This window comes from Streptomyces sp. NBC_00193 (genome assembly GCF_026342735.1).
Taxonomy (GTDB): Bacteria; Actinomycetota; Actinomycetes; order Streptomycetales; family Streptomycetaceae; genus Streptomyces; species Streptomyces stoeckheimensis.
In genome coordinates, this window is the sequence record NZ_JAPEMM010000002.1 from 1,242,849 (window position 1) to 1,256,481 (window position 13,633).

The window sequence follows — 13,633 nt, forward strand, 5'->3', positions numbered from 1 at the left end:
CGTCACTCCGCGCGCCGCGCGGACCTCATGGACGGCATCGACTTCGGATGGATCAAGTGCTGGACCAGGGATGCCAGCACCCCCGTTCCGGAACTCGGCAGGCGTGCGTCGCAGCGCACGACGGGCACCTCCGGGCCGAGCCCCATGGCGTCCCGGACCTCGTCGGGGGCGTAGCGGTGCCCGCCGGCGAACTCGTTGACGGCGACGACGAAGCCGATCCCCCGCCGCTCGAAGAAGTCCACGGCGGGGAAGCAGTCGGCGAGGCGGCGCGTGTCGGCGAGCACCACCGCCCCCAGCGCGCCCGCGCACAGCTCCTCCCAGAGGAACCAGAAGCGCTGCTGGCCGGGGGTGCCGAAGAGGTAGAGCACGTGCCGCTCGTCCAGGGTGATCCGGCCGAAGTCCAGCGCCACGGTCGTGGTCGTCTTCGCCTCTACCCCGTCGAGCGGGTCGGCGGCCTCGCTCAGCCCGCTCAGCAGCTCCTCAGTGCTCAGCGGCTCGATCTCGCTCACCGCGCCCACGAAGGTGGTCTTGCCCGCCCCGAACCCGCCCGCGACCAGGACCTTCAAGGTCGCGGAGGATCCGCGGACGGCCGGCTCAGAGCCGTTTGCGCAGGCCATCGAGCACCGCCCGGAGCAGGGACTGGTCGTCGTCGGCGAAGGAGCCGCCGGTGGGGAAGCACGGCGCCCGCACCGTCACGGCCCCGTGTTCCATCAGGTCGCCGAGGACCACCTTGACCACCACCGCCGGCAGCCTCAGGTGTCCCGCCACCTCGGCGACGGTGACCCCGGCCGAGCCCGCGCACAGCCGGAGCGCGAGGGCGTGCTCGGCTCCGAGCGGCGCGCGCGGGCGCACTCCGGTGGCCGTCACCAGCGACAGCAGGTCGAGGGCGACGGACGGCCGGGTCCGCCCGCCGCTCGCGGTGTACGGGCGGATGACCCGGCCCGCCGAATCGTCCAGCCACGGCGCATCGCGCGGTCCCCCCGGTGCCGTTGCCCCCCTGGCACGGGCCCTCATCGCTCCACGTCGGCGGCGGGCCGCCGCGGCGGGGCCGCCAGGTACGGGCGGACGCTCTTGACCAGCATGGCCATCTCGTAGCCCAGTACGCCCGCGTCGGCCTCCCGGTCGGCCAGTACGGCCAGGCAGGTGCCGGAGCCGGCCGCCGAGACGAAGACCAGGGCGCTGTCGAGCTCGACCACCACCTGCCGGACCTCGGCGCCCTCCGCGAACCGGGACCCGGCGCTGCGGCCCAGCGCGTACAGCCCGGAGGCGAGGGCCGCCAGGTGGTCGGCGCTGTCGGCGTCGAGCCCGTGCACGCAGGTGACGAGCCCGTCGGCGGTCAACAGGACGGCGCTGCGCGTGTACGGCACGCGCTGGACCAGGCCGCTGAGCAGCCAGTCGAGGTCCGAGAGCCGACTGGTCGTGGTCACCACTTCGCCGCCCATGGGGGTGCGCTCCTTAGCTGTCGGGTGAGAGGCCGGGGTCACGTCTGGTGCTCCGACTGGGCGAGGCCGAAGCCCCGTTGGAAGGCGGCCATCAGGCCGGGGTCGTGCACGGGCCGCTCCGCGCCCGCGGCGCCGCCCGGGCCGGGCACGGGGGTCTCGCGCAGCTGGGGCGCGAGGTGCTCCTGGGCCCGCCGGCGGGGCAGCGGCGGCCGCTCTCCGCCGTCCCGGGCGGCCGGTACGGCGGACAGCGGCGGCGCGACCGGGGCCGCGACGGTCCTCACCGGCGCCGCGGCGACCGGCGCGACCGCAGGTGCCGGGACCGCAGGTGCCGCGACCGTGACCTCGGACGCCGTCATCGGCGGGGCTCCGGAGGGCTCCGGCCCGGGCAGGGGCACCCGTACCGGTTCCAGCCGTGGCACGCCCGAGCCCGCCCCCGCACCCGCGCCCTCGCCGGTCCCCCAGGAGGTGGCCCGGGAGCCGCCCAGGGCGTCGGCCGCACTGGGCGCCTCGGCCCCCAACAGCTCCTGGGGCAGGACCAGTACGGCGAGCACGCCGCCGTAGATGTTCGACTTGAGCTCGACGGCGATCCCGTGCCTGCGGGCCAGCGCCGAGACGACGAACAGGCCGATCCGCCCGTCGGCCAGCAGGTTCCGGACGCTGATCTGGTCGGGGTCGCCGAGCAGGGCGTTCATCCGGTGCGCCTCCTCGGGCGGCATGCCGAGGCCCCGGTCCTCCACCTCGACCGCGATCCCGGCCGTGACCCGCTCCGCGCGCACCACGACATCGGTGTCGGGAGCCGAGAACACGGTGGCGTTCTCGACGAGTTCGGCCAGCAGGTGCACGACGTCGGCGGCCGCGTGGCCGCGTACGGAACCACCCGCGGGGGGCACCACCTTGACCCGGGTGTACTGCTCGACCTCCGCGACCGAGGACCGCAGCACCTCGCTCAGGTCCACGGGCCGGGTCCACTGGCGGCGCGAGGCCGCTCCGCCGAGCACCGCGAGGTTCTCCGCGTGGCGCCGGATCCGGGTGGCGAGGTGGTCGACGTGGAAGAGCTCCTTGAGCAGGTCCGGGTCCTCGACCGTGTCCTCCAGGTCGTCCAGCAGCGAGATCTCGCGGTGCACGAGGGACTGGAGGCGGCGCGCGAGGTTGACGAAGACCTCGACCTTGCGGTCGCTGTCGGAGGGCGTGACGGGGCCGCCGAGCCGGACCAGGGTCGCGTGGGCCTGTTCGCGGGCGCCGCGCAGTTCCTGGGCGAGCAGCCAGAACTCGTCGACTCCCGCCGTCTCGGGGCCGAAGGACGGGGCGGCCGGCCCGGAGCGCACCGGGCGTGCGGGCAGCTCCCCGCGCTCCAGCCGGTCGGCGGCGGTGTGCAGCTCCTGGCGGCCGCGGACGCTGGAGCGGCGCAGCGCCTCGCAGCGGTCGCGCACGGTCTTGGCCGCGCGCTGGGCCCCGAGCAGGGCGGCCGCTAGCGCGCCCGCGAAGAGCAGGGCGCAGCCGCTGAGCACCGGCCACAGCCGGGGGTCGCGGGCGCCCGCACCGCCTCCGAGCTGGAGTGCGAAGATCACCGCGGCGGCGCCGCTGAGCCCGGCGGCGAGCGTGGGCAGCAGGGCGGCGCGGATCAACTGGGGCCGTATCTGCCGAGCGGGACCGGTGACGGCATGTCTCGACGGGGAGTGGCGGGCGGCGCGGAGTCCGGACATCGGCGTCCTCGGTAGGTGGGGCCCGGCCCCCGGGCTTCCCGGGGGCCGGTGTTGATCACCGGATACCCACGCTAGACCGCACGCTCGGCCCCGGGACGGGCAGTTGGGGAACTTCGCCCGGGTGCTTCCCGCTCCCGGTGGAGCGCTCGCACGACAGCCCGAATGCGCCGGGAGCGCGCACTCCCCAGCTCCCGACGGGCACGCGCCGTCCCCCCGGAGCCCCCGCCCGCACCTCGCCCCTCTTCCGCCCCACCGACGGCGACCCGGGCACCCGAATTACCCGGCGGTCACTTACTCAACTTCGGCATCTGCACCCCTAATCAACAATTCCCCTATGTAGATGCAGCCCTAAAGTACTACTAGAGTCCGCATGCGCCGCTCACGCCAGAGCGGCGAAATGGCCGGTCCGTACCCTGGTCTGCCCCTGAGCGGCGTACATCCGCGAGGCAGACAACCGTGGTGATGCCGTGACAGCTCCGCACCGACGACGCCCGTGCGCACCGGCCCCGCCCATCGCCTATCCCTTGGGGAGATCCACATGACCGCAGGACTTCCGCGCCGCTTCACCGCGGGCAGGGCGCTGCTCCTGGGCGCCGTACTGGCCCTGGCCGTACCGGGATCCGCCTACGCCAACACCGTGGCCGTGACCGTGAAGACCCCCGGGGCCACCAGCGGCCCCTCCGCCTCCAGCTCCGAGATATCCACCCACGCCGACTGTTCGAGCGGCCTGCTCTCCGGCGGCGGGATCAACCAGGCCCTCGGCACCGGGGCGGTGAACGGCAACCACGTCAACGGCACCTCGCCCAGCTCCGACGGCAGCACCGAATACCTCGGCTCCACCGGGGTCGTCGGCACCGACGTGACGCACTGGCTCGGCATCGGCGGAAGCGGGGGCCAGGTGAACTCCGGCTTCTCCAGCACCCCTTACGCGATGTGCTTCACCAGCAACCTGATCAATCACACCCAGGTCGTCATGAACAAGGTGAGCGCGCCCACCACCGGCTCGACGGTGGGCCTCGTCACGGCGACCTGCCCGGCCAGCACCCGCCTGCTCGGCGGCGGGGCCCGCACGACCCCCGGCAACACCGGCTCCTTCAAGCCGATCGCGAGCTTCCCCACCTTCGACAACTCCGCGCACAGCTACGGCGCGAAGGCCGCGGCCGACGGGGAGACCAACCCCGACTCCTGGTCCGCCGTCGGGTGGGACAACAACAGCAACGCCGCCAACCAGACCTTCGCCTACGCGATCTGCAGCGGGAACGGCATCAACGTCAGCGGTGTCAACGTGAAGGTCCGCTTCAGCGAGGTGAGCGGCCCGACCGCCGGCAGCACGGGCCTGAAGGCCACGGTCACCTGCGGTGGCGGGGACGGGAAGCTGGTCAGCGGGGGCAGCGTCACCACCACCAGCTTCACCGGGCCGGCCTCGGGCGGCGACCACCTCAACGGCAGCTACCCCAGCGACTCGAGCGCCAATCCCGTGAGCGACGGATCCACCGCGGCCGCGTCCTGGACGGCCTTCACCCACACCGGCGGCGCGTCCTCACCGAACAGCGAGACCGACGTCTGGGCGCTCTGTGCCGACGACGGCGTCTGACCCCTCTCCTGCCACTTCTACCGCGCGTTGACACCAGAAAGACGGACCACCGATGAACAAGAAGTCCCTGCGCCGTTCCCTCCTGGCGAGGGCGCTGGTCCCCGGCGCCCTGATCGCCCTGGCGGTCCCGGAGATCGCCTACGCCGACGTCGCGGGCGTCACCGTGACGGTCCCCGAAGCCACCATGGGCCCCGCGACCACCTTCACCGGTGTCTCGTCCCGCGCCGACTGCGCCGACGGACTCGTCTCCGGCGGCGGGGTCAACCAGACGATCGGCACCGAGAGCACGCGCAACGGCAACCACGTGCTGGGCATGGCTCCCAGCCCCGACGGCCTCACCGAGTACACCGAGTCGCCCGGGGTGGTCGGCACCGACGTCAGGCACTGGCTCGCGTTCGGCGGCAGCGGGGGCAACGCGAGCCCCGCCTTCTCCACCACGGCGTACGCGCTCTGCCTCGCCACGCCGCGGATCAGGCACACCCAGGTCGTCATGAACCGGAAGGTCGGGCCCACCGCCCCGCAATCGTCCGAGGTGGTCGTGGCGACCTGTCCCGCCGGCACGATGCTGCTCGGCGGCGGCGTGCGCAACACTCCCGTCGGCGTCGGCAGCCTCAAGCCGATCGGCAGCTTCCCCACCTTCAACGACGCCGCCCACGCCTTCGGCCGCAAGCCCGCCGCCGAAGGCGAGGTCAACCCCGACGTCACGGAGAACAGGGCGACAAGAGCCTCCTGATCAGCGGCGGCGCCGCCGCCAGCGGAGGCGACGTGACGACGAAGGGCTTCACCAAGGCCGGCTCGGGCGGCACCCACTTCAACGGAAGCTTCCCCGGCGACTCCGCCGGCAACCCGGTCGGCGACGGATCCACCGCGGCCGCGTCCTGGACGGCCAACGTCCACGCCGGGGGTTCGCCCTCGCCGGACACCTACACCGACGTCTGGGCGCTCTGCCTGACCATGAACCGCGGCCACCGGCAGTAGCTCCCCGGCCCCCGGCGGCGCCCCTGACGACACGGCGGAGCGGGACCTCCCGACCTGGGAGGTCCCGCTCCGCTCACGTTCCAGGCCTACGAGGCTACGGGCCTGCGGGCCCGTAGGCCTAGTGATCTGGTTTGGAGATCCTGTCGCAGTAGCGGCAGATTCGGTCGAGGATCTGGTCGGCGGTCTTGGTCCACTTGAAGGGCCTGGCCTCGTCGTTCCAGACCTCGATCCAGCCCTCGAGTGCGGTCTTGAGGTCGTCGAGTGAGCAGAACACGCCGCGTTCGAGGCAGCGTCGTTCCAGTTCGGCGAACCACCGCTCGACCTGGTTGATCCACGACGAATACGTCGGCGTGAAGTGCAGCTGGAACCGGGGATGCGCCAGCAGCCACTGGTGCACCACCGGTGCCTTGTGGGCGGAAAGGTTGTCGCAGATGACGTGGACCGCCAGGCACGGATCGGTCTGGCGGTCGATCTCGTCGAGGAAATCACGGAAGTCCACGGCCCGGTGCCGCGCGGACAGTTTCGTGATCACCTTGCCGGTGGCGGTGTTCAGGGCGGCGAACAGGTCGACGGTGCCGTGGCGGACGTAGTCGAAGGTCCGCCGTTCGGGGACTCCGGGTAGCATCGGCAGCACCGGCGCGGTCCGCTCCAGGGCCTGGATCTGGGGTTTCTCGTCCACCGCGAACACCGCCGCGTTGGCCGGCGGGGCGAGGTAGAAGCCGACGACATCACGGATCTTGTCGATCAGCAGAGGGTCCGGGGAGATCTTGAAGGTCTCGGTCCGCCACGGCTGCAAGCCGAAGGCGTGCCAGATCCGCAGCACACTCGCGGGCGAGATCCCCACGACCTTGGCGAGCTCCCGCTTCGACCAGTGCGTCCCGCCCGCGGGTGTCTGCTCGAGGGTGCGGACCACCACCTCTTCCACCTGGGCGTCGGTGATGGTCCGCGGCACCCCGGGCCGCGGCTCGTCGGACAGGCCGTCCAGTCGGTCCCGCAGGAACCGCGTCCGCCATCTGGCCACCGTTTTGCGCTCTGTGTTCAGCCGTGCGGCCACCACGGTGTTGTTCCACCCTCGCGCGCACGCCAGCACGATCTGCGCGCGCTGGGCCAGGCCCTGCGCCGTCGAACGCCGCCTGGCCCAGCTCTCCAACGTCAGCCGCTCGTCCTCCGACAGCACCACGGGTGGCAGCCTGGTATCGCCCATGCCGTCAGGACACCGGACCAAAACCGGCCCTGTCAGGCAAAACCCAGGATCTGAAACAGAACACGACTCATGGGGCGAGCCCACAACTCAAAACCAGATCACTAGGACCCCACCGCCTCCGGCTCCTCGTGCGTCACGGCTGCCGGCCTACCGGCCACGGCGGGCCGGGCTGCGGTGACCGGCGGGGGCGGCGAGCCCGCGGCCACGAAGGGCCGCCACCACGGCGCGCTCGGCGCATCGGCCGCACCCGGTTCGAACGGCTGCCCCGGCACCGGCAGGGCGATCGCCGCGCCGGCCCTCTCGGCGGCGGTCACCGTGCCCTCGCCCGGCTCGTCCCACGGGTGCGGGGCCAGGTTGAAGGTGCCCCAGTGGATCGGCAGCATCGTGCCGCGCGCGACGCCGCCCTGGAGGTCGAGGTGGGCGCGGATGCCCTCCTCGGGCGTCATGTGGATGTCGGTCCAGAACTCCGAGTACGCACCGATCTGGATCATCGTCGCGTCGAAGGGCCCGTGCGCTGCGCCGATCTCCTTGAAACCGGGGAAGTAGCCGGTGTCACCGCTGTGGTAGATCCGGTGCTCGTCGCCCGTGACGACCCAGGAGGCCCACAGGGTGAACTGCTGGTTGCGCAGGCCGCGGCCGCAGAAGTGCTGGGCCGGGGTGGCGGTGAGCGAGAGTCCGGCGACCTTGGTGGTCTCGTTCCAGTCGAGCTCGCGCAGCCGGTCGGCCGGGACTCCCCAGCGCTCCAGGTGCGCGCCGACGCCCAGCGGGACGGCGAAGACCGTGTCCGTGCCGGCCAGGGCCTTGATCGTCGGCAGGTCGAGGTGGTCGTAGTGGTCGTGCGAGATCACCACCACGTCCACCTCGCCCAGCGAGGCCAGCGGTACGGGTACCGGGTGCAGGCGCTTGGGCCCGGCGAAGGGGAAGGGGGAGCACCGCTCGCCCCAGACCGGGTCGAAGAGGACCCGGCGCCCGTCGATCTCGGCGAGCACGCTGGAGTGCCCCATCCAGGTCAGCCGCAGGCCGCTGACCGGGGGCTTCGACAGCTCCGCGAGGGTCGTCGGGTAGACCGGGATGGGGGCGCCGGGGCTACGCCGGAGCCGCTGCTCCTTGTGGAAGTAGATCTTGGCGAACTCCGCCATGGACCCGGAGGGTCTGGTGCGGGTTCCGGCCGGGTTCTGGAACACTCCGTCGGCGAAGTTCGGCGAACGCCGGATCCGCTCCAGCCGGGCACCGGACGGGTCCGCGCCGAAGGCTTCGGGCCGCAGCGCGCGCAGCCGTGGACGCAGGGGTCGGGAGCCGGTCAAGGCGCCTCCAGTGTGGGGGGTGCGGGCAGGGCGTTCTCATGGTTACCACCATCCCAACGCGTGATACCCCCCAAGGATTCCGCTACGCGCCCGCGAACGCGCCCCGACCCCGCTCCCGCCCGCCCCCGCACCACCTCTACAGCGGCAGCAGGTCCGGCCGCTTCGCCTCCACGTGGTCCCCGGAGGACTCCCCGCGCAGCCTGCGGCCGATCCACGGCACGAGGTGCTCGCGCGCCCAGTGGATGTTGTCGCGGGTGGTGTCCACCGACCCGCGCGGCCGCATCGGCGGCCAGGGCTGGTCCGGATCGGCCGGCGTGTCGAGGCCGAGCACCTGGGCGGCGCGCAGGGCGACCCTGGTGTGCCCTTCGGGCGAGAGGTGGAGCCGGTCGTCGTCCCAGGCCCGCCGGTCCTGTACGGATTTCAGCGACCAGAGGTCGAGTACGGGGCACTCGTACCGGTCGGCGATCGACCGGACGTGCGCGCTGAACGTCGCGATCTTGCCCCGCATGTGCTTGAGGACGGGCACGTCGCGCGTGTCGAAGCCGGTGGTGATCACGACGAGGCCGACGGATCCGGTGAGGTCGCGCACGGCCGCCTCGTACCGTGCGGCCACGTCGTCCGGATCGCTGCCGGGCCGGATGATGTCGTTGCCGCCCGCGCAGAAGGTCACCAGGTCCGGCGCGAGCTCCTTGGCCCGGGGGACCTGCTCGGCCACGATCTGGTCGAGCAACCGCCCCCGTACGGCCAGGTTCGCGTAGCGGAACCCTCCGGAACTCCCGGAACCGGCGGACCCGCCGGAGTCACCCGTGTGCTCGTGCTGCTCGTGCTGCTCCTCGCGCCGGTCGGCCAGGAGGACGGCCAGCCGGTCCGCCCAGCCGAGGAAGGTGTCCCCCGGTCCCGGGTCCCCCACGCCCTCGGTGAAGCTGTCCCCGAGCGCCGCGTACGAGCCAATGGTCTTGGTCTTGGATGTCGTCGTCGCTGCCACGGGAGCCCATACTTCACCGCGGATCATGACCTACGCGACCGTAGCCAGGGCCTTACGGACCGTGATCTTCACCACCCCGCGGCCGGGGAATAACCTGAACTGCGGGTTCGCCCCTCGGCTCAGGTCGCGGAGGAAGAGAACTTCTCGCTCAGGACCCTCTCCGGCGGCAGGCCGTGACGGGCGGCGGTCCGTTCGACGGCGTCGATGAGCCCGGGAGAGCCGCAGATGTACAGGTCGGGCCGGGGGGAGCCGCTCGCGCGCAGGGCCGCGGGGTCGCGGTCCAGGGCTTCGATCATCCGGCCGCGGTACCGTCCGGGGCGCGGGTCGGGTTCCTTGACGCAGAAGACCGTTTCCATCCCCGGGAGTTCGGGGAGGAGCTCCTCCACCGCGGCGGCGGCACACAGCTGCTCCTCGGTGGCCGCGCCGAGGTAGAACCGCAGCGGGTGGGGTTCCTGGAACTCGGCCATGCGGCGGGCCATGGACAGCAGCGGGGCGACGCCGGTACCGCCGGCGACGAACCAGCGCGGCCGCAGCCCGGTCTCGACGAGCCCGAAGGCGCCCTGGGGTCCGAGCACGTCGAGGGTGTCACCGGGGGCGGCCCGGGTGTCGAGGTAGGTGGAGAAGAGTCCGCCCGGGTGGAGGCGGATGTAGAACTCCAGCTCTCCGTCCCAGTTGGGGGCGTTGGCATAGGAGTGGGCGCGGGACTCGTCCGTACCGGGGACGACCAGCTGGGCGAACTGGCCGGGCTCGAACTCGGCCCCGCTGCCCAGCTGTTCGTCCTCGTCGAGGAGGAGGACCAGGCGCACGAGGTTCTCGCCCGCCCGCTCCAGGGCGGTGATGGTGGCGGTGCGCTCGGCGATGCTGCCGGTGAGGATCCGCGAGCGCTCGTACGGCAGGCTGATGGCGAGGGGGCCCTCGGGGTAGGTGCAGCACAGCAGGGCGCCGGCGGCGCGGGCGCGTTCGGGGCTCAGTGCCTGCGGGCTGTGGGTGCCCAGGGTGTAGGTGCCGTCGGTGACGGTGGCCTGGCAGGCCCCGCAGGTGCCCTTGCGGCACAGGGCGGGCAGCAGGTGGCCGGCGTCGGCCGCGGCGTCCAGGACGGTCTGCCCCGGTACACAGGGGGCCTCGATGCACTGTCCGTCCAGGGTGGCCAGGCGCAGGGTGACCGGCTCGGCGGCGGGGACCGTCATCACGCCGCCCCGAGGGCGTCGGCGAGGTCCTTCTCGGCGGTCTCGCCGGCGCGCAGGCCGAACCGCTCGCACAGCAGCTGCCACACCGGCTCGGTGACGAACGCGGGGACGGTCGGCCCGGTGCGCACGTTGCGCAGTCCGAGGTGGAGGAGCTTCGCGAGAACGGCGAGGGCCTTCTGCTCGTCGCGGGTCAGCTGTCGGAGTAGCTGAAGTCGCCCACGGTCCAGGCGCTGACGTCCTTGATCGAGATGCGGTACATCCCGCCCGTCTCCGGGATACCCACGGTCCCCTGCAGGATCCGCGCCACATGGAAGTGCAGATGCGTGGGTGGCCCCTCCTTGGGTGTCGTGGCAGTGAAGATGGCGGAGAACTCGCCCAGGCGGGCGGAATCCGTCAGCACCTCCGACACCCGTTCTCTCCACACGGCTTCCGGGGCGAGCCGGCCGGTGATGACGGCACCGCCGGTGACCACGGTCAGGGACATCTGATTGCTCTGCCCGGACTCCACCAGGGCGGCGACGTTCACGAGCAACTCGTCAGGCTTCGACATGGAAGTCAATTATATTCGCCGCCGCACGCCGCCGGGGTGCGGCGGAGACCGCGACGGCAACACTCAGTCGTCCTGCCCTGCCAGCAGACGATCGGCGACGTAGTGCGGGCAGGAAGCAACATGCCACGTCACCGTCACCCGGCGCCGGCCGTCTGCAGCGACGGTCCGGGCCTGCCTGGGAGCCGGCCCGGCAGCACAGTGCGGGCACACCACGGTCTCGAACTTCAGCTCAACCATCATCCGTGCCATCCTGCCCGCCCACTGCGCCCGGGGAGGAGCAGGACACTCCGACGGGCCACCTACGCCGTAGCTGGCGAATACGCCACCTTTCGAAACACTGCCCTGGGCGTGAATCAATACCTGTCCCCGCGGACAGAGGGTTTAGCCGGCAACGCGAGGAGAGTTTTTGCTGCAGTGCAGGGGGTGTAAATATTCACCCCCTGCAATCCACTGCGGCATGCTACTGTCCATCTCGGTTGCAGTTTTGGTACCCAAAAACTTAGAGCATCTCCAGCCGGCCTTCGCGCCGCATGGTGGTGCTTCATATTTCCGGTCAATTCCGGGCGGGGCATCATCGCGGCGACACGGTCTCTGCACAGTGCGGACTCCGGTGTACTGCCCCCAAGGAGATATGACATGGCTGCTGGCACCGTGAAGTGGTTCAACGCGGCAAAGGGTTTCGGCTTCATCGAGCAGGACGGTGGCGGCCCTGACGTGTTCGCCCACTTCTCGAACATCGCCGCCCAGGGCTTCCGCGAGCTGCTGGAAGGCCAGAAGGTCACCTTCGACATCGCGCCGGGCCAGAAGGGCCCGACGGCGGAGAACATCGTTCCCGCCTGACGCTGACGCGTTGTGCAGCTGAGGCCCGCATCCCTCGGGGTGCGGGCCCCAGCTGCACACATCTCCCGCGGTGCTTCCACCCGTGGGTCCAAGCACGGGATACCGCCCCCTCGGAGCCGCACCCGAGCTCATTTCTCCGGTTTTCGCGTCCGTATGACGCCACCCCCATGGCAAGCGCCCGTACCCGCACATGTTTTCTCGCGGACCGGATCCGCTTTCGCATTCAATTCGGCCCGTTCTCGCAATTCCCTGCGCCGCTCCTACGCTGCGGGAATTCCTTGATACGTGCCGTATCAAGGAAGGTTCCGCATGAACCCCACACGTACGAACGACCGCTCTCCCCGCAGCCGCACCGGCGGCCCCGCTTTCGCCGCGGGTTCGGGCCGGGGCAGCCGCTTCGGCTCGTCGACCCCGAGCCGCTCCGGAGGCCCGAGCCGCTCCGGAGCCCCGAGCCGCTCGGGCGGATACGGCCGCCGACCCGCCGCGATCCAGGGCGAGTTCGCACCGCCGAAGACGATCACCCCCGCACTGCCCCCTGTCGAGGCCTTCGCCGATCTGGCGATGCCCTCGCAGCTGCTCGCCACGCTCGGCCGTGAGGGCATGGTCACGCCGTTCCCGATCCAGGCGGCCACGCTGCCCAACACCCTCGCGGGCCGTGACGTCCTGGGACGCGGCCGCACCGGCTCCGGCAAGACCCTGGCCTTCGGCCTCGCACTGCTGGCCCGTACGGCCGGTCAGAGCGCCGAGTCGGGGCAGCCGCTCGCGCTGGTCCTCGTACCGACGCGTGAGCTCGCCCAGCAGGTCACGACCGCGCTCACCCCTTACGCCCGGGCGGTCAAGCTGCGCCTGGCCACCGTGGTCGGCGGCATGCCGATCTACCGGCAGGCACAGGCGCTGCGCGCCGAGGCCGAAGTGGTCGTCGCGACCCCGGGCCGGCTGAAGGACCTCATCGACCGGGGTGACTGCCGGCTGAACCAGGTCGCCATCACCGTCCTGGACGAGGCCGACCAGATGGCCGACATGGGCTTCATGCCCCAGGTCACCGCGCTGCTCGACCAGGTGCGCCCCGAGGGCCAGCGGATGCTGTTCTCCGCGACCCTGGACCGCAACGTCGACCTGCTGGTCCGCCGTTACCTGACCGACCCCGTCGTGCACTCCGTCGACCCCTCGCAGGGCGCGGTCACCACGATGGAGCACCACGTCCTGCACGTGCAGAACTTCGACAAGCAGGCCGCCACGACCGAGATCGCCGCCCGCGAGGGCCGCGTGATCATGTTCCTGGACACCAAGCACGCCGTGGACAGGCTCACCGAACACCTGCTGAGCAACGGCGTGCGCGCCGCGGCCCTGCACGGCGGAAAGTCGCAGCCCCAGCGCACCCGGACCCTCACGCAGTTCAAGACGGGGCACGTCAGCGTCCTGGTCGCCACGAACGTCGCGGCCCGCGGCATCCACGTCGACAACCTCGACCTCGTCGTCAACGTCGACCCGCCGACCGACCCCAAGGACTACCTGCACCGCGGCGGCCGTACCGCCCGCGCCGGCGAGTCCGGCAGCGTCGTCACCCTGGTCCTGCGCAACCAGCGCCGCGACATGGTCCGTCTCATGCAGGCCGCGGGCATCACCCCGCAGACCACCCAGGTCCACTCGGGCGACGAGGCCCTGAACCGCATCACCGGCGCCCAGGTGCCCTCCGGCATCCCGGTCACCATCACCGCCCCGGTCTCCGAGCGGCCCAAGCGCAGCACGGCATCCCGAGGCCGGCGCGGCCCTGCTTCGGCTGCCCGGCGCGCGAGCGTGCGGCAGTCCGCCTTTGATGCGGCGGCCTGAGAACCACGTGATCCGG

15 protein-coding genes are annotated in these 13,633 nt (G+C 71.8%); 5 read left to right on the forward strand and 10 right to left on the reverse strand.

Annotation, left to right across the window (positions count from 1 at the left end; genetic code table 11):
• Positions 1-2 precede the first annotated feature (2 nt).
• Genes OG898_RS33770 through OG898_RS33785 form a run of 4 tightly spaced genes read right to left on the reverse strand, consistent with a single transcriptional unit; the run spans position 3 to position 3,145 of the window.
• Complete coding sequence (locus OG898_RS33770; RefSeq protein ID WP_266962158.1) at positions 3-617, reverse strand: ATP/GTP-binding protein; 615 nt, start codon at positions 615-617, stop codon at positions 3-5.
• A complete protein-coding gene (locus tag OG898_RS33775) occupies positions 595-1,014 on the reverse strand; it encodes a DUF742 domain-containing protein (protein WP_266962160.1) in 420 nt (139 codons plus the stop codon). Before OG898_RS33775 ends, OG898_RS33770 begins: the two co-directional genes overlap by 23 nt.
• A complete protein-coding gene (locus OG898_RS33780) occupies positions 1,011-1,442 on the reverse strand; it encodes a roadblock/LC7 domain-containing protein (RefSeq protein WP_250743010.1) in 432 nt (143 codons plus the stop codon). The genes OG898_RS33775 and OG898_RS33780 overlap by 4 nt, the downstream gene beginning before the upstream one ends.
• Before the next feature lie 38 nt (positions 1,443-1,480).
• Positions 1,481-3,145: an ATP-binding protein gene (locus OG898_RS33785; RefSeq protein WP_266962163.1), complete on the reverse strand. Its 1,665-nt coding sequence runs from the start codon at positions 3,143-3,145 to the stop codon at positions 1,481-1,483.
• Positions 3,146-3,683: 538 nt separating this feature from the next.
• On the opposite strand from OG898_RS33785, the gene OG898_RS33790 reads away from it, so the two are divergent.
• The 3 genes from OG898_RS33790 to OG898_RS33800 are packed head-to-tail and all read left to right on the forward strand — an operon-like array spanning position 3,684 to position 5,717.
• Complete coding sequence (locus OG898_RS33790) at positions 3,684-4,739, forward strand: hypothetical protein (protein ID WP_266962166.1); 1,056 nt, start codon at positions 3,684-3,686, stop codon at positions 4,737-4,739.
• Between the two features lie 52 nt (positions 4,740-4,791).
• On the forward strand, positions 4,792-5,472 hold the full coding sequence (locus OG898_RS33795; RefSeq protein WP_266962172.1) for a hypothetical protein: 681 nt from the start codon (positions 4,792-4,794) through the stop codon (positions 5,470-5,472).
• Positions 5,473-5,504: 32 nt separating this feature from the next.
• A complete protein-coding gene (locus OG898_RS33800; RefSeq protein ID WP_266962179.1) occupies positions 5,505-5,717 on the forward strand; it encodes a hypothetical protein in 213 nt (70 codons plus the stop codon).
• A gap of 118 nt (positions 5,718-5,835) precedes the next feature.
• On the opposite strand, the gene OG898_RS33805 is transcribed toward OG898_RS33800, so the two are convergent.
• The 6 genes from OG898_RS33805 to OG898_RS33830 all read right to left on the reverse strand — a co-directional run bounded on the left by OG898_RS33805 (position 5,836) and on the right by OG898_RS33830 (position 10,947).
• Positions 5,836-6,921 carry an IS630 family transposase gene (locus tag OG898_RS33805; protein ID WP_266962188.1) on the reverse strand — a complete coding sequence of 362 codons (1,086 nt, stop codon included), beginning with the start codon at positions 6,919-6,921 and terminating at the stop codon, positions 5,836-5,838.
• 101 nt (positions 6,922-7,022) lie between these two features.
• The gene (locus tag OG898_RS33810; RefSeq protein ID WP_250743005.1) at positions 7,023-8,225 is read right to left on the reverse strand and encodes an MBL fold metallo-hydrolase; all 1,203 of its coding nucleotides are present in this window, start codon (positions 8,223-8,225) and stop codon (positions 7,023-7,025) included.
• Positions 8,226-8,361: 136 nt separating this feature from the next.
• Complete coding sequence (locus OG898_RS33815; RefSeq protein ID WP_266962201.1) at positions 8,362-9,210, reverse strand: SGNH/GDSL hydrolase family protein; 849 nt, start codon at positions 9,208-9,210, stop codon at positions 8,362-8,364.
• A 119-nt stretch (positions 9,211-9,329) separates the two neighbouring features.
• Complete coding sequence (locus OG898_RS33820) at positions 9,330-10,397, reverse strand: 2Fe-2S iron-sulfur cluster binding domain-containing protein (protein ID WP_266962212.1); 1,068 nt, start codon at positions 10,395-10,397, stop codon at positions 9,330-9,332.
• Complete coding sequence (locus OG898_RS33825; RefSeq protein ID WP_266962713.1) at positions 10,397-10,624, reverse strand: hypothetical protein; 228 nt, start codon at positions 10,622-10,624, stop codon at positions 10,397-10,399. Before OG898_RS33825 ends, OG898_RS33820 begins: the two co-directional genes overlap by 1 nt.
• Positions 10,588-10,947 carry a hypothetical protein gene (locus OG898_RS33830; protein ID WP_266962220.1) on the reverse strand — a complete coding sequence of 120 codons (360 nt, stop codon included), beginning with the start codon at positions 10,945-10,947 and terminating at the stop codon, positions 10,588-10,590. The genes OG898_RS33825 and OG898_RS33830 overlap by 37 nt, the downstream gene beginning before the upstream one ends.
• 636 nt (positions 10,948-11,583) lie before the next feature.
• Between OG898_RS33830 and OG898_RS33835 the strand changes: the two genes are divergently transcribed.
• On the forward strand, positions 11,584-11,787 hold the full coding sequence (locus OG898_RS33835; RefSeq protein WP_250742999.1) for a cold-shock protein: 204 nt from the start codon (positions 11,584-11,586) through the stop codon (positions 11,785-11,787).
• A 309-nt stretch (positions 11,788-12,096) separates the two neighbouring features.
• Positions 12,097-13,617, forward strand: a complete 1,521-nt coding sequence (locus OG898_RS33840) for a DEAD/DEAH box helicase (RefSeq protein WP_266962237.1) — start codon at positions 12,097-12,099, stop codon at positions 13,615-13,617.
• Positions 13,618-13,633 lie beyond the last annotated feature (16 nt).